Raw genomic sequence first — 17,175 nt, forward strand, 5'->3', positions numbered from 1 at the left:
GGAAGGCGTCGAGCAAGCCAAGCAGGTCGCCGCCGAAGCATATGAGACTGTAAAGGAAGAGGCTGACCGACAGGGTTCCAGTGGCAACGCCGAGACGTTGGTCGACCGCGTCGATAAAGTCGTGAAAAAGACGGCAAGCAAAACCGAGGAAGCCATTCGCGATCGTTTGCCGGAGACCGACGAGGCTCCCAAACCGAACGAGTCTCCCGAAACGACGTGATTGCGCTACGGTCGTTCGTGGCGACTCCGACCGCGGTCGCCTCGCGGTTGGAACATCGAAGTCGGCTAGGAGCCCGCAACCTTCCGCTGACAAATGTGATTGCGACGCTCAAGTCATTAGCCGAGGCGCTCCGGTCCGTTCCGATTCTTCGCTCTAAATCCGTTCGGTTCTTCGGCTCCATGAGGCGTGTCTGCCCACGGCGTGGCACGCAATTCTCAGCAGCACTGTCCAATTCTGAAAAAAACAACCACCCCGTCAATTCGACTGGGACGACGACGTCGAGATTGCACTCGGCCCACTCGCCAAAGAAGCTCATATCCGAGATGCCCGCGAAACAATCCGCACAGCAGATTACCGGGCATAGCGGCGCTTGGCGATGTCCGACTGATCGCGGGCAGCCTCGCCGATGCGGGCCGGTTCCGAAAGGTTCGTCGGCAACTAAGGCATCGAGCCGAAGGCGGTGACGATTGCCGGTCCCGGCAAACCGGCATCGGTAGACTGCCGGCAGGGTTTGATCTCGACTAGGCGAGCAACGATGTCATTTCAGCGAATAGAGGTAGGCAGCGACGTCCCGCGCCTCCTGCTCGGAAATCCTTGTCGAAGGCATTGCCGCGTGCGGATTGATCTCCCTTGCGGCCCGTATCCAACGGACCATGTTTCGCGGGTTGTTGGACAATACGCCGCCGATATAGACCCGGGTGGCCAAGCTGGCGTCGAGGCGTGGACCGACCATTCCCTGCGCGCCGGGAACGCCGGTGATCGTGTGGCATCCAGCACAGCCATTGGCCATCATGATGGGTATAGCGCGGGCGCCAACACCGCCGGTTGCATTGTCGGCCTTCTGCTCCACTCGACGGCTTTGCTCGAAGTACAACGCGATCCCGGCCAGGACTGCAACGAGCAAGACAATTGCTGCGGCGCCGAGTATGGGTCCGGACGGAGTAAAGCGCGATGTGGCGCGCACACCGATGCTGCTGGTGGCATTGTCCGTTTTATGCGCGACCCTGATGAGGCGCTCCGGCCACAACGTCAGCGCCGTCCAAGCTGCGGCCAGCACGACAATTGCCGTCCCGGCACCAATGACCAGCTTAGACAGCTTGGAGCGCATGCGACGTCTCCCATCTTCTCTGTCCACTGGAGCGGATCCACAGGCCGGCCAGCAGCAAAGCCGCGCCGCCATAGATCAGGCCGGCCGGAACCCACATCACCAGACCGGCGAGCTGCTGGTCCTCGAGCGGACTAAGGTTCCACAATTTCGCACCGGCTGCGTTCACCGGATACCACAGCCTTGGCGAGACCAGCAGCAGCACCCCGAGCAGGCCGGTATGCAGCGAGGTGAAGAAGAGGTGCATGACTGCGCTGCCATAGGCTTGTTCGCGGCCTGAACGCGGCAGCAGCACCCACCAGAACAGCAGCCCTGTGCCGAAGAAGCAGGCATGTTGCGCATAATGCAGGACACCCCGTGCAAGCGCCGCCTCGAACAGCGCCGGAACGTGCCACGCCCATATCGCGACGCCGTGCAGGAAGGTCGCGGCAACAGGGCGGCTGATGGCGGCCCAAACGGTTCGAAGCATCTTCGCCTGCCCGGCTGCGCCAAATGCCAGCCGCAGCTTGATCGGCAATGCCCACATCATCGCCGCCGCCGGACGGGAGGCGACCAGCAGGGGTGCCACCACCGCCATCAACAGCTCATGCTCGATCATGTGGGCGGTGAAGACGCGCTCACCCAATGCATGGAGCGGACTGACCAGTGCTGCCGCCAAAATGGCCCAGCCGGTCGCAAACAGCAGGGCTTGCCGCATCCGCAACGGGCGGCTGCGGGCGCTCCGCCGCCACAGCCGAAAGGCGCCTGCTGCGTAAAGCAGTGCGACCATGGTTAGCGGCAGCGTGATCGGCAACGCCAGCGTCCAGCCGGCCTGCGGGGCACCGGCACCGTAGCAGATCGAGGTCGAGAAAAGCGCGTCGAAGTTCATCGCAGACAGCCGTCGAGAATGAGCGAGGCGGCGCCTTGCATGACGATTACCAGCGCAAACAGCAACGCGCTGAGAATGCCGATATTGGCGACGAAACCTTCAGTGCCGCGCGCACGGTCCGGTTTAAAGGCGGCGCCACCTTGCTGTCGCGCCCGCCACGACAGCGCCCCGCCGAGCAAGGCCAGCACTGTCAGCATCAGCGCAACGACCGGTATGACAGGAATGCCGTGGGCGCACTGCCACTCCACGACCGCGTAATTCAGCTGCGTCGACACCGCCCAGGCCAAAGGCCCGGACAACAGCCCGCCCCATGATGTGCCCAAGCGAAGCGCACGCATCTCAGTCAAGCCTCGGCATCCAATAGATCAACAGATAGATCGGGATCCAGGTCGCGACCACGAAATCCCAGTAGAAGACGTTGTCGCCAACATCCCCGAAACGCCGCCCGCTATAGCCATGTCGCGTGAACATCAGGACCGTCAGCACCAGCGTGTCGCCGACGTCGGTGATCAGGTGTGTGGTGTGGAGGCCGAGCAGGACCCACAGCATTGAGCCGTACGCATTGGTATCCCAATAGATGTTGAGGGCCGGAAATTCGAACCACCGCACGACAAGCGGTGCGATACCGAGCAGCGTCATGACGATCAGGCCGATGCGCACGGGCACCATGGCACACGCTTCGGCGTAGCGGTTCAGTATGTGATTGGGCACCACGCTGGCGAGCAGCAACAGCGTGACGATGGTGCCCGGCCAATGGTTGGGCGGCGGCACGCCCAATGGCCATTCGGGCGACAGATAGGCGAGGTAAAGATAGGCGCCTGCGGCGAGCGCGAAGCCGGTGCCCTCCAGCGCCATGAAGGCGAGAGTGCCCCACCAGGTCGGGCTGCGCGGTCCGATCCCGAAGGTCGGGAGTTTGGAAAGATCGGCGGCAGGACGCTGTTTCATTCCTCATCCTCCGGATCGCCTTTCGGCCAGAACCAACCGATCAAAGTGATGGCGATTGGCCCGGCTCCCCAGACCACCGCCCACGGGCTGAAGATCGAATAAAGAAAGGTGGCGCCGACGGCGAGCGCGGCGAACAATGGCCAGATCGACGGCGTCGCCGACTTCTCGCGCACATCTGGATGCGCTTCTGCCACAGTCGAAATGACAAGTTCGCGCGCGTCGACGCGAAGCCCGGTCGCGACAGGCAGCGTGTCACGTTCGGCCCAGAGCGGCTCGGAGTGGGTAACCACCGGAATCCGAGCGAAATTATAGCTCGGCGGCGGAGAGCTTGTCGCCCATTCAAGCGTGCCCGCATTCCAGGGATTGTCCCCGGCCGGGGCGCCCCTCGAGGCGCTGTACACCAGGTTTATGGTGAACAGAACGAAGCTTAGGAACAGAACGACCGCGCCGGCTGTGATGAACAGGTTGATGTTGCCCCAGCCGACCTCCACCGGATAGGTGTAGACTCGGCGCGGCATGCCCCACAGGCCGACAATGTGCATCGGAAAGAACGCCGCATTGAAGCCTATGAAGGCAAGCCAGAAATGCCAGCGTCCAAGACGCTCGCTCATCATCCGGCCGGTGATCTTGGGGAACCAGAAATAGGTCGCGCCGAGCAGCGGGAATACGGACCCGCCGATCAGCACGTAGTGGAAATGCGCGGTAACGAAATAGGTGTCGTGTACTTGCAGGTCCAATGGCACCGACGCCAGCATCACGCCGGTCAGGCCGCCCGCGACGAACGTGAAGAAGAAGCCGAACACGAACAGCAGCGGCGTCCTGATTATCGGGCGTCCGTCCCACAATGTCGCCAGCCAGCAGAAGATCTGCAGCCCGTTCGGGATGGCGATCAGCATGCTCGAGGCGGTGAAGAAGCTCGCGCCGAGTTTGGGCAGGCCAGTTGCGAACATGTGGTGAACCCACAGGCCGAACGACAGGAAGCCGACCGAAATCAGCGACAGAACCATGCCCAGATAGCCGAATACCGGACGCCGGGCGAAAGCGGCGATGATCGAGGACACCATGCCGGTGGCCGGCAGGAAAATGATGTAGACTTCGGGGTGGCCGAAGAACCAGAACAGGTGCTGGAACAGCAGGACGTCGCCACCCTCGGCGGGATTGAAGATATGGGTGCCGACCAGACGGTCGAGGATCAGGAAGGTCGACGTGATCATGACTGCCGGCATGGCGAACACGATGACGAAAGAGGTGACCAGCATCGCCCAGACATAGAGCGGAATCTTGTCCAGCGACATGCCCGGCGCGCGTTGCTTCAGCACGGTGACGATGGTGGCAACCGCGACCGCCAACGACGACACTTCGGTATAGGTGATCATCTGCGCCCACACGTCGGAGCGTTTGCCTGGCCCGAATTCAGGACCGGACAGCGGCACGTAAGAAAACCAGCCGACGTCGGGCGCCATGTCGAGTGCAAACGACACCCAGGCGAAGAGGCCACCGGAGAGATAAATCCAGAAGCTGAATGCATTGAGGCGCGCAAAGGCGATGTTGCGGGTGCCGACCATCAGCGGCACGAGATAGATGCCGGTCGCCTGAACGATCGGCACTGCAAACAGGAACATCATGGTCACGCCATGCATTGTGAACAGCTGGTTGTAGCGGTCCGGCCCGATCAGCCCGCGCTCCGGCCCCGACAGTTGGATGCGCATGGCAACGGCGCTGAGGCCACCGAGGCACAGGAAGACGAAAGCGGTGATCAGGTACCGCCGCGCGACAATTTTGTGGTCGACGCTCGAGAGCGCACCGATGATGCCCGGCACGGTCTGCCATGTCCGCGCCAGCCAGCGCTCGAGGCTGGCGTCGTCGAGGCCGGTATCGCGAGGGCCGTCGCGCTCGGGAGCCAGGTCACCCTTTTGTGCTGCGGCGCGTTGCTGGGCGAGGTCTCGCCCATGGGCTAGGTCGGCGCTACTCATTTCAAGCCCTCGAGATAGGCTACCATCGCATTCAGCTCGTCCCCGTTCAGTCCCACCACGGGCATGTGGGCACCTGGCTTGATCCCTTGCGGATCGGCTATCCAGGCTGCGAGATTGCCGCGGCTCATCGCCAGCGTTCCGGCAGCGAGCGTCCGCCGGCTTGCGATATGTGTAAGGTCGGGAGCGACCGTACCGCCGGCGATGGTGCCGCCGATCTTGTGGCACATCACGCATGGCCGTTTAAGGAACAGGTCGTGGCCGGTTTTGGCCTCGGTCGACAAGGGGGCAGCTGCCGGCCGCAGCTGATCGTTCAGCCACGCGTCGAAGACGGGCCGAGGTTCGGCGATGATGAAGGTGCTCATATTGGCGTGCTGCGCGCCGCAGAACTCGGCGCACTGGCCGCGATAGACGCCGGGCTTGTCAGCCTTCAGATCGAGAACGTTCTCGTGGCCTGGAATGAGGTCCAGCTTGCCCGAGAGGTTCGGCACCCAGAAGGAATGGATGACGTCGGTCGAGGTTACTACAAGCCGCACCGGCTCGCCCGCCGGGATGTGGATTTCATTGGCGGTCGTCAGGATGCGGTTCGGCTGATCGTTTTCGTAGCGCACCTCCCACCACCATTGATGCCCGGTCACCCGGATCGTCAGCGCCGCATCCGAGCCGATGGCGGCGAGCGTCCGGTTAGCGAAGTAGCTCAGCAGCGTCAGGCCGACCAGGATCAGGGCGGTAGCGGCGAGTGCGGCGACGACAATTCGCATCTTGCCGCGCTCGGCGGCAGCGTCGAGGACAAGCGGATCGCCGACCGGCGCGGGGCGTCGGGCCAATGGCAGGATCAGCACGGCCATCACCAAAAGCCAGACCACCGTGCACAGTGCTGTGAAGAACCAGATCAGCCATGCAAGCTCGCCCGCGGCCGGGCCTTTTGGGTCAAGCGCGGATTGCCAGCCGCTGCATCCTGCAAGGAGCAGCATGCAGGCTGCGCCGCAGCACACGCTGCAGACAAGGCGGTTCACGGCGACTTCCCCAGAGTCGCGGCATCCGGCAGGCGATTTTCGGACGGATGGGGCATCATGTCGTCGTCGCGGCTCGGCGCAGCCGATTTTGGCGCGTTGCCGCTCAACGCGCGGACGAAGGCGGCAAGCTCCCAGATCTGGTCGTCCGGGATCTTGTCCCGAAAGCTCGGCATGCCGTTTGGCCGACCGTCCCTGATCGTGGCGTGGATGCTTTCGATCGAGCTGCCATAGAGCCACTTCTGGTCCATGAGCGCCGGGCCCATGCCGCCACCGCCATTGGCATGGCAGCCGGAACAGTTGAACCAGTTGAACAGACGCTTGCCCTCGCTGAGGTGGAAGGCGTTGGCCTCGAACACTCCGGCCTTGTTGTTGGACGAGGCTGGCCGCTGGCCGCCCGGCTCGAGGGCTGTGACGGCTGCCGGTTGGTCGCCCGAGCCGAGCGCCGACTGTGGACGCGTGTCGCGTTCCTCACGCTGGCAACCGGCAAGAACGAGCATCGCCGACAGCACGCATGGAAGGCCGCGGTTCATCGCGCTGCCGCCCCGGCGACGTCGAGGCGAGGCACGTCATATGCCGCCAGGATTGCATCGATCTCGGCGCGGTGTTTGGCGAGCGCTGCGTCTACCTCGCTGCGCAGCGCATCGTCGTCGTGGCGCACGCCCATCGAGATGTCGTAGATCATCGGCAGCAGCGGACCGTCGATGCGCGGTGCAACCGGCGTAATCCGCAGCGGTACTTTTTGCCTGGCACCGAAGTAGCCGGCCAACGGTCCCCAGACGACGGCCATGTCGATGTCGCCATTCGCGACCGCCTCAATGATGCGCGCTGGCGGGTTCGGCGCCGAATAGTCGCCATAGACGGGGAAACCGACGAGATGACCGACGATGCCGCGACTGCCGAGCGCCTGGACGGGTGGCGAGTTGGCGCCGTCGTCGCCGATCAGCTGGACGCCGATGTGCAGATCGCGCAGGCGAGGATCGTTGAAGGACGCGATTTCCGGCGCATCCCTGCGTGTCACGAAGACGTAGGAAGACCGGTAGTAGGGCGCCGTGGTGCGCAGCATCTCGAGATTGGCGGGCGTGCCGGGCACCAGATCGCACAGGCCGGCTTTCAGCGTGTTGCGGACGAAGCCGCGCCGCTGTGCCCACCACGTGTAGGAAACAGTCGCACCCAGCTCCCGGGCGACGAGTTCGGCAATCTTGTTTTCAAAGCCTTCCCGGGCGGCATTGGAGAACGGCATGTTGTTGGGATCTGCGCAGATCCTCAACTCGCGCGCATCGGCAACGGCGGCCACAAGCGAGAGCGCCAGTGCGCCAACCGCGGCGGCAAGCCGCCGCGAACGCGTTTTCCGTGAGCACATAACGCGGCCGATCGTCTCAAGGCAGCCGGAACACATACAGCGTACCTCCCGGCGTGGTTACATCCTTCAGATCCTTCATGACGTTGACGAAGCCGAGCGCGGCGGTGGCGTCGCGCGGGTCGAGATCGCCGGATACGATCGCACCGGCCCAGCCACCGACGCCCGAAAGAACCGCAACATATTGGTGCCCGTCCGGGCCGCGATAGGTGATCGGCTGGCCGATGATGCCGGACGACGTCTTGAACTGCCAAAGCAGTTCGCCGGTCCTGGCGCTGACCGCCTTGAACCAGCCTTCCATCGTGCCATAGAATACGACGTTGCCGGCGGTGGCGACGGCGCCGCTCCACACCGGAAAGTTCTCCTTCAGGCTCCACGCCGGTTTGGCGGCGGCGACATCCCAGGCAGTAAATGCACCGCGATTGCCGCCCGGCCCGGGAATCATGCGCACGTTCATGCCGACATAGGGCGTGCCGGCGATGTAATTCACCTCGACGCCTTCTTCGTCCATGCACATGTTATTATGCGGGATGTAGAGCAGGCCGGTCTTGGGCGAGAACGCCGAAGGTTGCCAGTCCTTGAGGCCCGATGCGGTGGGACAGATGTCGCGGACGACCTTGCCGGTGCCGGTCTTCTTATCCGGATTTACAATCAGTCGGCCGGTCTTCAGGTCGACGCCCTTGCTGGAATTGACAGGCCCGAACGGCACTGCCGACAGTACTTCGCCCGTAGTGCGGTCCAACAGATAGACGTAGCCGTTGCGTTCCGGTCGGACCAGCACCTTGCGGGGCTTGCCCTGCCAGGTCATGTCGAGCAGCACCTGTTCGTTGATGCCGTCGTAGTCGTGCAAATCGTGCGGGGTCCATTGGTAAAACCATTTGGCTGCGCCGGTGTCGGGATCGCGGGCAAAGATGCCGGCGGTCCATTTGTTGTCGCCGGGCCGCAGATCCGGATTCCACGGACCGGGATTTCCGGTGCCGTGGAAGATCAGGTTGAGGTCCGGGTCATAGGAGATCCAGCCCCACACATTGCCGCCGCCGATCTTCCAGGCGTCGGGCGGCCACGATGTCACCCCGAGATCCTTGCCCTTGTCCATGTCGTAATGCGGCTTGAAATCGGGGCCGATCAGCACCTCGGCGTCCGGGCCGGTATTGTAGGCCGTCCAGACGACGTGCCCGTCGCCGGCGTCGAGCGCCTTGATCCAGCCGCGTACGCCCATTTCGCCGCCGGAATTGCCGACCAGTACCTTCCCCTTCACCACCAGCGGCGCCATCGTGATGGTCTCGCCGATATTGATGTTGCCGATATGGGTGTTCCAGACCGGTTTGCCGGTTGCCGCATCGACGGCGATGGCATGACCATCGAGCGTGTTGAAATAGATGCGCCCGTCGAAAAAGGCCGCACCGCGGTTGACCACGTCGCAACAGGCAACGCCCTGCGCGGCGGGCTCGGGGTTGGGCTCGAATTTCCACTTCATCGGCGCGCCGGGCTTGGTGAGGTCAAGCGCATAGAGGATGTTGGGAAACGGCGTCACGATGTACATCGCGTTGCCGACGACCAGGGGCGCAGCCTCCTGACCCTTGTTGACGCCGGTCGAGAAGGTGAAGGCCACCTGCAGGTTTTTGACGTTGTCTTCGGTGATCTCCGCAAGTTCGCTGTAGCGGGTCGAGGCGTAGTTCTTTGCCGGCATCGCCCACTGGCCGTCGTCGGGCGGAGCAGCTGCGGCCGGCGGATTTATCGCAGGGCCTGATAAAGACTGAGCAACCGCCGCCGTCATCAGTGCAAACCCCGCCAGCAGCGTCCATCCCAGCCTCGCAGCCATTGGCCTGTTTCCGCCTTTGGCTGACACACGAGTTTTCGCCGCCACCTGTCGCCCTTTCCTCATTTGCGTATCGAGCCGCCGACCCCGGCGCCAAGCTCCGCCGCCACGTCTGCCTCGCTTCCGGCACACAATGGATGGCCCCAGCCGGAGGCGCTCTTGCCGCCGGGATCGAGGTCGTAAATGATAGCGTCCTTGCGGTTTGGGTTGACGCCTGCCGGGACCTTGTCCAGCCCGAGCGCGGCGCGCACACGCCAGGCGACATTGTGGTCGGCACAGGAGGAATCGCCGCTTATCCCCAGGGCCCCGACGATCCCCTTGCCGTCGTAGAGAGCCAGGCCGCCGCCAAACACGACGACACCGCCGATAGACTTTCCCAGCAATGGATCGCTGGAGCTTCCAAACGTCGAAGGATCGCCGGCATAGGCCACCGCTGGATTGACCGGATTGGTGGCCTGCAGGCCGAATAGAGGACCGCCGGGCTGCACCGGCGCATAGAGGTTCGCGGTGGACAACGCCATGTGGGCGAGGCTGAGCCCGTTGGCGGTATTGGCTTTTTCGGCGGCGATCAGCCGGCTGCCAGGCCACTGGGCGTCGGCGGTGGGCCCACTGAAGGCGACGGCGCAGACAGTTCCGTCGCGAGCCACGACTGCCGCCCATTCATTAGTGTCGAAGCCGCCATTGCCGGGACCGCCGCTGGATTTGACGTTGGCCTTGAGGGCGGCCAGCAACTTGTCATGGTCGGCCGGGCAAGGTGCTTGAGCCCAAGCCTTTTGCTGGACGGCGCCGATCGTAAGCAGGAACAGACATAATGCTACCGAGACAATCCGATGGCGATCCATTAGCTGCGCTGTCTTTGTTGAACACTCTCCAACGCGTAGGAGGCGCAGAAGTGCCAAAGGGAACGAAATAAATATCGGATTCGGTCGGACAAACTCGGGGACCGGAACTCGGGACAGCCGATCTGGGTGTTGGCACTCAACCGGAAATCGGAGTTATTCTTGCGATGGTCCATGCGCCGTCGGAACAGAGCAGCACTTCTGGCAGTTGTGTCGAATGCTGTCCGCAGTCGAGCAACTGGCTCAATCGGTGAAAGAGCGACGAGCTATCTTGTTCGTTGGAGCCGGGGTGTCGATGAGCGTCGGCTTGCCGTCTTGGCAAAAGCTCATCGAACACATGCAAAACGAGCTCGGCCTTGACGAGGACATGATCGGCGCACCGGAGGCCAGCTATCAGGCGCTTGCCGAATATTACCGGCTGAAGCAGGGGAGCCTCGGCCCTTTGCGCAGTTGGATGGATCGTGAATGGAGCGTCTCGCGGGAAGAAGTGCAGCGGTCGGCAATCCACAAGCTCATCGTATCGCTCGATTTTCCGATCATCTACACCACCAATTATGATCGCAACCTCGAGGTTGCCTTCGAGATTCATGGCCGGCCCTTTGTGAAGGTGGCCAACGCAAAGGACTTGCCCAAGACGACCGGCGAGGTGACGCAGATCATCAAATTCCACGGCGATTTCGACGACGACAAATCGCTGGTCCTGGCGGAGACCGACTATTTCGACCGGCTTTCGTTCGATTCGCCGCTCGACGTGAAGTTTCGCGCCGACGCACTGGGGCGCACCATCCTGTTCATCGGCTACAGCATGTCTGATATGAACATCCGTCTGCTGTTGCACAGGCTTTGGCAGACCTGGCGGCGGTCGGGCTACGAGAAGAGCCGCCCGAAATCCTTCATCTTCATGTCGCAGCCGAGCATCGTCCAGGAGGCTGTTCTTGGCCACTGGGGCATCGATATGCTGACCGAAGAGGCCGACGATCCTGAGGACGCGCTGCTCGCGTTCCTGAACGAACTCAAGGATAGGGTGGGCCGGCCAGACAGCGCGTGAGAAAACCTGCGGAAAGCGGATTGGTCCGGCAGTGGAACCGACTGATCCGATGTGAGTTCGGGAGGACTAACGTATCCGGGACCGAGCCTGAATGGGCGCACGCAAACACAAGCGAAGAATGCATGCCAAACACGACCTGTCGGCCGAGTTGGCCTATGAGATCGATTTTTTTGCCCGCAGGTGCGGCCTGACGAGGGACGAAGCACTCAAGACGATGCGAGATGCCGGCCGGTTGAAGGACAGCGCGAAGGCATCTTACGAAACCGGGGCGAAGTAGCGGCGTGGATCCCGCTTCGTGGACGGCTTTTGTCGGAACGGTCATCCTGATGCAGATGCCGCCGGGGCCCGACAGTCTGCTGGTGATTGCGCGCGGCATCGGGCAGGGCCGTGATATTGCCCTGTTCACCGTCCTCGGAATGACTCTCGGCGCCGGTATGGTCCAGCTGCCGCTCCTTGCCCTCGGCATATCGTCGCTGCTTCAGGCATCGCCGCTTGCCTTTGCCATGCTTCGCTGGGCGGGTGCAGCTTATCTCGTTTGGCTTGGATCGCGTCTGGTGCTGTTGCCCTCAGCCAGCGTCGCCGTCGAGGAGGCGCGCAATGTCGGACCGCTTGTGGCCGCACGCGAAGGAATGATCGCCAATCTGATAAATCCTTGGCCGATAACCTTTATGGTGGCATTCCTTCCGCAGTTCGTCGATCCTGCTCGCGGATCGGTCACGCTGCAATTGCTGCTGCTCGGTGGCACCCAGAAAATGACCGGTGTGCTGGTGCTGGGCACATATGCACTCGCATCCGGCACGCTCGGGGCCTGGATTATGAAACGACCGAAGGTAAGGCTCTGGCAGCAGCGGGTGGCAGGCTGCGTCGTCGTCGGTCTCGGTATCCGCATGGCAGTCGGTGGTGGCGCGCACCGCTGAGGATCGAGCGATGCAGCGGCCGCCGATGGAACATCCGCCGACAATTTTCGTTGACATGCTCCACAAGGCGAAGAGGTCGAGCATGTCGAAGTTCCAAGCCGCTACCCCGGAGCGTTTGCAGCAGCTCAGGCTTGAGGCCACGGCGCACTTTGCGCCACTCATACTGCGCGAGGCGCTGGTGCGTCTCTGCCGGGCTTGCGGAAGCGATAGCCTCGAACGTTTCGAGAAGACCATGGTCGACCAAATCGAGGCATTGCGTGACGAAAAGGCCGATTTCGACACGATGAAGGAATTTGCCATCGAACAGCTCTATGGCTGGATTCGAGAAGTCAGGTCTTCACCGGACATGACACAGCCCCTGGAGAGCGTAGATACCCGAAGGACCCCCGGCCGCTCTGAAGAGCCGCAAACGCTGGAAGACCAGTTGCAGGCAGGCCTGGAAGATTCCTTCCCGGCAAGCGACCCACCGGCTGTTGTGTCCACCGCGATTCCCGGCGGATCGAAGAAGCTGGTCGGAACCGACGAGGTCCTCAGGCAACAGCGCGAGAAAAAGGCCGAGAACGCCAATCATTCGCGATAAACCAAGCTTTGGGCGGAACTGCAGGGAGGCAGCCTGCCGCTTCACCCGCAGTCCGATATGAAGGCTGTCGTGGCATGCCCGTCATGCGGCTCGCCTTCGACGAGAATGTTTGCCTCCCACGCGGCGTCGACAAACGCTTGCCGCGCTTTGCCGGCCGTAATTTCACCGGTTCGGGCGCGATTCAATACATCAGCGGCCGCCAGCGCCAGTGGGGCATTGCGCGCCGGCCATTTCTCGCTTTTCAGGCAATGCACTGCTTCGAAAACGGAACTGACCAATCGCGATCGCCCAGGCTTGCCGAAATAGATGCAAACAGGTGTATCGAACTCTATTCTCTGCACCGTATTCCTCCCGGTTCAAGCAAGGTGTCGCTTCAAGCAAGCTGCGTGTCTTCAGGGTCTACACGACTGTCCGATGGGCGTTTCAGCCAAACGTCGTAGGCCTTCGCAGCTGTTTTGGCGCGTGCTGGTGTTTCGGCTGCGATATCGTAGGCCAGAATGCCCGCCTTGCGGGCGAATTTATCGAACGCCGCGCGCACCGTCTCGACGTCGACCTCGTCAGCCAGCCCAGCGCGACAGGCGTCGAACGCCGCCTTGTGCGCCGGACCGCGGCTCGGCCATTCATTTAAGACGTCATAGGCCTGCCAGATATTTTCGACATAGCGAGGGAAACCAAGGCCGACGAGAATTGGAACGGGGCGGCCAAACAATTTTTTTGTCATCTGTGTCTCCGCGAAAGAGCCTGTCGCATCAACGCCCGGGGCGGACCCGAGGCTCATGCTCTTTAACGCGGGATTGCTGCACGGGTTGCAGCAGGTTTGTTCGATCGTGCGCGGCCGGTCACTTGTTGGTCCGCATCTTTTGCCGAGGATTGATACCGCCTTGCGGCGTGGTGTCGTTCTCGACATCGCCTTCGAACGTATTGGTGCCCTGATCGAGCCGGTCGCCCTCCTTGATCGTGCCCCTGGAACTGCCGATGCCGGGATCGTTGGCAAGATCGCTATCGGCCGGCGTTTTGCCTTTGGCGTGCTTGTTTCCTGTCATGGACTCCTCCTGTTTCTTGAGGTGGCAGGCCGCCCTTGAGGTCGCGGCCAAGGCTCGCTGCGAATCGCATTTCGACGCGCCAAATGGCGGCGCCCGAATTGTCGGACGACCTTGATTTTGAACTCCGCGATCCCGATGGTTGTTCCGTCAAAAATATCGCCGTCGGCCGGGATTGCTCAGCCAAGCCCTCTCCGGTTTTCTGGAGTCGGGTGATTTTCGCCAACCGGAACGATCTTTCGCCCAATGCATTTAACTGGTCTGCGCTCGCGAACTCATTCTGGACGGGAGCTGGACCATTGCCACCCACAGCCTACGCCTTAGCGACCCGCGAAACCGAAGACGTTTCCATCGTCGACCTCATACCCGCTTTGAGGGCTTTCGCCCGCACCTTCTGCCGCACTCCCGATGATGCCGACGACCTGGTCCAGGAGACGCTGACCAAGGGCCTGGCCAACATTGACAAGTTCGAAGCTGGAACGCGTATGAAGTCATGGCTCTTCACGATCATGCGCAACACCTACTACACGCGTGTCAGGGCCGCCGTGAGGGAAGCGCCTGGCCTGCTCGACTGTGCTTCGCTGCGGCCGATCTCGGAAGCGACGCAGGAATGGTCCGTACAGGGCAAGGAAGTCCACCAGGCCATCCAGAGCCTTCCCGAGCATCAGCGCGAGGTTCTGATGCTGATAGGCGTGCTGGGCGTCAGTTATGAGGAAACCGCCGAAATATGCGGTTGCGCGGTGGGAACCGTGAAGAGCCGGCTCAACAGGGCCCGCGCCGGCGTGCTTGAATACCTAGGCGAAAGTTCCTCGCAAACCCTGATGGAAAGGCGCAGCTATCTGTCCGAAGGACAACTGGACTTCGAAGCCGAGAGGCGCCGCTAATATATGTCACGTTAGTTACTGGTTCCGCGCAAGCGTCTTTCGACAAGCGCATGCTGCAATTCGATCGCAAGTTTGGTCAGCCGGTCAGGAACCCTTTCCTGCTCGATTGCCGCAAGCAAGGAAGCGATTTCCCGGTCTATCGTCAGATCGGCGCGCGTGCCGACGGAATCTTCCCTTGCGCGAGACATCGCGTTCTCTTGGCAAATGTTGGTCCCTTCATCTCACTCTGGTGGCAACAGTGCGAGTTTGCAAGAATTTGCAGGCCATCCATGCGACCGGCTTCGGTCCTTGCACAGCTTCGTCAGCGGTTGGGCTCTCGCTGCGTTTCAATTGCTCACCGGCTGCAAGCCATATGCTGCCGCAACGATCAGTCTTCAGGCCGCCGATCCGCTGAATGATCCTGGTACTGCTCGGATTTGACCCGATTGCCGTCGAGCCCACGCTCCTTGGTGTGCTGCTTCTTGTCTCTGTTGGACAGAACGGCGTTCTCTCCGATCTTGTCCTTGGGAAGATCGGTCATCGCGCCAGCGCCGGCGCCTTTGCCGTGACTGCCGCGACCGATGTGCTTCTTGCTGCCGGACGCCATCTCGTCCTCCTTCCTGCTGTCGAATAGCGGCTTTTCCCGTTCGGCATCCGAACCTGCGTTGGGCCGCAATGTTCCGCCGGAAATCGTAAGCAGGAAGGCATCGCCATCCCAGTGCCGGAACGGCTTTTCGCCGTCGACGACAACTTGCATGCTATTTTCATTGGCGAAGTTATGAACGTCGGCGCGATCCAGCGCCGGCGATCCGCGATATGAATAATTCAAAAGCGCGGCCATGCCTGGCCTCTTCAGCACGCGTGCGATTTCCACGAAATGTCGTTCCGCGAGGCCGGCCAGCACCAGATAGGGAAAGCTGTCGACGGCCAGCACGCGGTCGAAGCTGGCATCCTGAAAATCGGCAAGATCGAAACCGCGGGTAGGGCGGAATTCTACATTGCCGAGCCCGGCGCATCGCCGGCGGGCGATCGAGATCATCGCCGGGGATATATCGCTGCCGACGATCCGGTGCGACAGAGCGGAGAGCGCCTGTTCGAACCGACCGATGCCACAGCCGATATCCAGTATGTCGCGGCCGCTTCCGGTAAAGCCTCGCCCCTCCAGCCATGCAACGATTTCAGCCGTAGCGGCCGCGAGCTTTTCCTCGTCGCCCAGCGACGACAGCTGGACGCTCGCCGCCGGGGAGATCGCCGCCGCCGCGTCAAACCCTGCCGCCAGCCGGTTGACGACCGCATCGTCGGTCTCGCCATCGCCACGCTCGTGCCGAACGGCAGCACCTGTTTTGCGCAGCGTGGCGAAGATCTCAGGCCTGCGCTGAAGCAGGTCCGCAATCCGTCGTAGTTTTGCCGTCTTTCGCGGATCGGCCGAATGCGTGTTTTGTGCAATCTTCGCCAGTTCTGCGGCTTCGATTCCTGTCTCGAAACGGAGAGCCAGCCTGGCGATGACGGCTTCGACGCTGGCACCGTCTGCCATGCAGTCCTCCAGCACCCGCCTTGCTGATGTCGACCGCCGAGATCCTGGCTGGGTCGCGCTCATCGCCCTTTGCTCCGCGTCCAGATCTTGCGCATCGTCCACCGGTCGACGGCGCCCCAACTGTATTTGTAGGCCTCTTGTCCGCGCAGAAAATCGAACTCTTCCGCGCCTTCGCAGATCGCCTGCCTTATCGCCTGGCCGATGAGCAGCGCGCCGGGACTTTCCTCAGCATAGGCCGGATCGAAGCCACCGAGGTAAGCGTAAGCGCGGCCCCGATGATGGAACCCGTAATAGGCGCCCACGATCGCGTCACCGATGGTGATAAGCCAGCATCGGGCAAGCACTTGTGCGACCAGCTGCGGCAGCGCCTGACGGTGGAATGCTTCCACGCGGGAATCGGACAGAACGCCGTCGCCGTGTCCGGCCCAGCGCGCGCGGTGAAGGCGGATCAGGTGATCGAGGAATGTCTGCGGATCGGACAAAGCGGATTCGATGGAAACCTTGCCGCGTCTCGACGCGGCCCTGAGGGCGCGGCGCAATTGGCGCCTCCGCCGCGCCGGAACACAGCCCTGAAGCGTCTGGTCGCCGGCGAGAGCGAGCACCGGGCAAGCGGCATGACTGACGGCTTGGCACGATTCGAGCGCGGCATGCCTGATGGCAAGGCCAGCGCCGCCGGGAGGCAGGTCCTGCAAGATCCACTGCGACCAGCCGAGAGAAAGAACCGTGTCGGCGATGGCGACGGCGACCGGTTCGGCGGTTTCGGGAATACAGAGGACGTCCAGATAGTCGCTCAACGAAATGCCGAGCGGAAGCAGCCGCGCGCCGGAGCCCTGGCGTTCCAGATAGAGTGGCGCCAGGCCGACCAGATCGTCGCCATGCCAAACGGCGACCGTCGCTAGCTCGCCGGGAGCGAATGTCCGCCACCATGGCAGCAACCATGCGGGAGACTGGAACGGCGTCGCCGGGCGGCTGAGCGACCAGAGTTCCCACCAGTGCGGCTCAAGGGCTTCGAGGCCGGCCGGATCGTCGATGATCTCACCGCGAAGCATGTTCC

The 17,175-nt window shown here is 62.3% G+C and carries 20 protein-coding genes and 2 pseudogenes; 5 read left to right on the top strand and 17 right to left on the bottom strand.

Annotated elements, in window-relative coordinates; all coding sequences use genetic code 11:
• A pseudogene (locus NKJ72_RS07265) lies at window positions 1-220 on the top strand (hypothetical protein); the annotation flags it as partial.
• 538 nt (window positions 221-758) lie between these two features.
• Here the strand turns inward: NKJ72_RS07265 and NKJ72_RS07270 are convergent.
• The 10 genes from NKJ72_RS07270 to NKJ72_RS07315 all read right to left on the bottom strand — a co-directional run bounded on the left by NKJ72_RS07270 (window position 759) and on the right by NKJ72_RS07315 (window position 10,142).
• Window positions 759-1,328: a c-type cytochrome gene (locus tag NKJ72_RS07270; RefSeq protein WP_352476444.1), complete on the bottom strand. Its 570-nt coding sequence runs from the start codon at window positions 1,326-1,328 to the stop codon at window positions 759-761.
• Entirely contained in the window at window positions 1,309-2,193 is an 885-nt protein-coding gene (locus NKJ72_RS07275) for a cytochrome c oxidase assembly protein (protein ID WP_352476445.1), read from the bottom strand. The genes NKJ72_RS07270 and NKJ72_RS07275 overlap by 20 nt, the downstream gene beginning before the upstream one ends.
• Window positions 2,190-2,531, bottom strand: a complete 342-nt coding sequence (locus NKJ72_RS07280; protein ID WP_352476765.1) for a hypothetical protein — start codon at window positions 2,529-2,531, stop codon at window positions 2,190-2,192. The genes NKJ72_RS07275 and NKJ72_RS07280 overlap by 4 nt, the downstream gene beginning before the upstream one ends.
• 1 nt (window position 2,532) lies before the next feature.
• Complete coding sequence (locus NKJ72_RS07285) at window positions 2,533-3,138, bottom strand: cytochrome c oxidase subunit 3 (RefSeq protein ID WP_254818826.1); 606 nt, start codon at window positions 3,136-3,138, stop codon at window positions 2,533-2,535.
• Window positions 3,135-5,111 (bottom strand): cytochrome c oxidase subunit I, encoded by a 1,977-nt coding sequence (gene ctaD, locus NKJ72_RS07290; protein WP_352476446.1) that lies wholly within the window; start codon window positions 5,109-5,111, stop codon window positions 3,135-3,137. Before ctaD ends, NKJ72_RS07285 begins: the two co-directional genes overlap by 4 nt.
• Window positions 5,108-6,082 carry a cytochrome c oxidase subunit II gene (gene coxB, locus NKJ72_RS07295; protein ID WP_352476447.1) on the bottom strand — a complete coding sequence of 325 codons (975 nt, stop codon included), beginning with the start codon at window positions 6,080-6,082 and terminating at the stop codon, window positions 5,108-5,110. Before coxB ends, ctaD begins: the two co-directional genes overlap by 4 nt.
• 38 nt (window positions 6,083-6,120) lie before the next feature.
• On the bottom strand, window positions 6,121-6,654 hold the full coding sequence (locus NKJ72_RS07300) for a c-type cytochrome (protein ID WP_352476448.1): 534 nt from the start codon (window positions 6,652-6,654) through the stop codon (window positions 6,121-6,123).
• A complete protein-coding gene (locus tag NKJ72_RS07305; RefSeq protein ID WP_352476449.1) occupies window positions 6,651-7,484 on the bottom strand; it encodes a substrate-binding domain-containing protein in 834 nt (277 codons plus the stop codon). Before NKJ72_RS07305 ends, NKJ72_RS07300 begins: the two co-directional genes overlap by 4 nt.
• A 16-nt stretch (window positions 7,485-7,500) precedes the next feature.
• Window positions 7,501-9,258 (bottom strand): methanol/ethanol family PQQ-dependent dehydrogenase, encoded by a 1,758-nt coding sequence (locus NKJ72_RS07310; RefSeq protein ID WP_352476766.1) that lies wholly within the window; start codon window positions 9,256-9,258, stop codon window positions 7,501-7,503.
• A gap of 104 nt (window positions 9,259-9,362) precedes the next feature.
• A complete protein-coding gene (locus NKJ72_RS07315) occupies window positions 9,363-10,142 on the bottom strand; it encodes a heme-binding protein (protein ID WP_352476450.1) in 780 nt (259 codons plus the stop codon).
• 214 nt (window positions 10,143-10,356) lie between these two features.
• On the opposite strand from NKJ72_RS07315, the gene NKJ72_RS07320 reads away from it, so the two are divergent.
• The 3 genes from NKJ72_RS07320 (at window position 10,357) to NKJ72_RS07330 (ending at window position 12,684) form a co-directional block, all read left to right on the top strand.
• Window positions 10,357-11,187 carry an SIR2 family NAD-dependent protein deacylase gene (locus tag NKJ72_RS07320; protein ID WP_502894251.1) on the top strand — a complete coding sequence of 277 codons (831 nt, stop codon included), beginning with the start codon at window positions 10,357-10,359 and terminating at the stop codon, window positions 11,185-11,187.
• Between the two features lie 281 nt (window positions 11,188-11,468).
• Complete coding sequence (locus NKJ72_RS07325; protein WP_352476452.1) at window positions 11,469-12,104, top strand: LysE family translocator; 636 nt, start codon at window positions 11,469-11,471, stop codon at window positions 12,102-12,104.
• Between the two features lie 82 nt (window positions 12,105-12,186).
• Window positions 12,187-12,684 carry a hypothetical protein gene (locus tag NKJ72_RS07330; RefSeq protein ID WP_352476453.1) on the top strand — a complete coding sequence of 166 codons (498 nt, stop codon included), beginning with the start codon at window positions 12,187-12,189 and terminating at the stop codon, window positions 12,682-12,684.
• Window positions 12,685-12,725: 41 nt separating this feature from the next.
• On the opposite strand, the gene NKJ72_RS07335 is transcribed toward NKJ72_RS07330, so the two are convergent.
• The 3 genes from NKJ72_RS07335 to NKJ72_RS07345 form a co-directional block, all read right to left on the bottom strand.
• Window positions 12,726-13,025 carry a DUF982 domain-containing protein gene (locus NKJ72_RS07335; RefSeq protein ID WP_352476454.1) on the bottom strand — a complete coding sequence of 100 codons (300 nt, stop codon included), beginning with the start codon at window positions 13,023-13,025 and terminating at the stop codon, window positions 12,726-12,728.
• A 32-nt stretch (window positions 13,026-13,057) separates the two neighbouring features.
• Window positions 13,058-13,405, bottom strand: coding sequence for a DUF982 domain-containing protein (locus NKJ72_RS07340; protein WP_254818815.1), 348 nt, complete (start codon window positions 13,403-13,405; stop codon window positions 13,058-13,060).
• A 118-nt stretch (window positions 13,406-13,523) separates the two neighbouring features.
• Entirely contained in the window at window positions 13,524-13,727 is a 204-nt protein-coding gene (locus NKJ72_RS07345; RefSeq protein ID WP_254818814.1) for a hypothetical protein, read from the bottom strand.
• A 296-nt stretch (window positions 13,728-14,023) separates the two neighbouring features.
• Between NKJ72_RS07345 and NKJ72_RS07350 the strand changes: the two genes are divergently transcribed.
• Window positions 14,024-14,608 carry a sigma-70 family RNA polymerase sigma factor gene (locus tag NKJ72_RS07350; protein WP_254818908.1) on the top strand — a complete coding sequence of 195 codons (585 nt, stop codon included), beginning with the start codon at window positions 14,024-14,026 and terminating at the stop codon, window positions 14,606-14,608.
• Between the two features lie 11 nt (window positions 14,609-14,619).
• Here NKJ72_RS07350 and NKJ72_RS07355 read toward each other — a convergent pair whose 3' ends face one another.
• The 4 genes and pseudogenes from NKJ72_RS07355 to NKJ72_RS07370 all read right to left on the bottom strand — a co-directional run bounded on the left by NKJ72_RS07355 (window position 14,620) and on the right by NKJ72_RS07370 (window position 17,170).
• On the bottom strand, window positions 14,620-14,796 hold the full coding sequence (locus NKJ72_RS07355; protein ID WP_254818813.1) for a hypothetical protein: 177 nt from the start codon (window positions 14,794-14,796) through the stop codon (window positions 14,620-14,622).
• A 179-nt stretch (window positions 14,797-14,975) separates the two neighbouring features.
• A complete protein-coding gene (locus tag NKJ72_RS07360) occupies window positions 14,976-15,194 on the bottom strand; it encodes a hypothetical protein (protein WP_023676213.1) in 219 nt (72 codons plus the stop codon).
• Between the two features lie 192 nt (window positions 15,195-15,386).
• Window positions 15,387-16,184, bottom strand: a pseudogene (locus NKJ72_RS07365) (class I SAM-dependent methyltransferase); the annotation flags it as partial.
• Window positions 16,181-17,170 (bottom strand): GNAT family N-acetyltransferase, encoded by a 990-nt coding sequence (locus tag NKJ72_RS07370; RefSeq protein WP_352476455.1) that lies wholly within the window; start codon window positions 17,168-17,170, stop codon window positions 16,181-16,183. The gene NKJ72_RS07370 and the pseudogene NKJ72_RS07365, both read right to left, overlap by 4 nt.
• Window positions 17,171-17,175: the final 5 nt, after the last annotated feature.

Source organism: Mesorhizobium sp. M0045, from assembly GCF_040323385.1.
Taxonomy (GTDB): Bacteria; Pseudomonadota; Alphaproteobacteria; order Rhizobiales; family Rhizobiaceae; genus Mesorhizobium.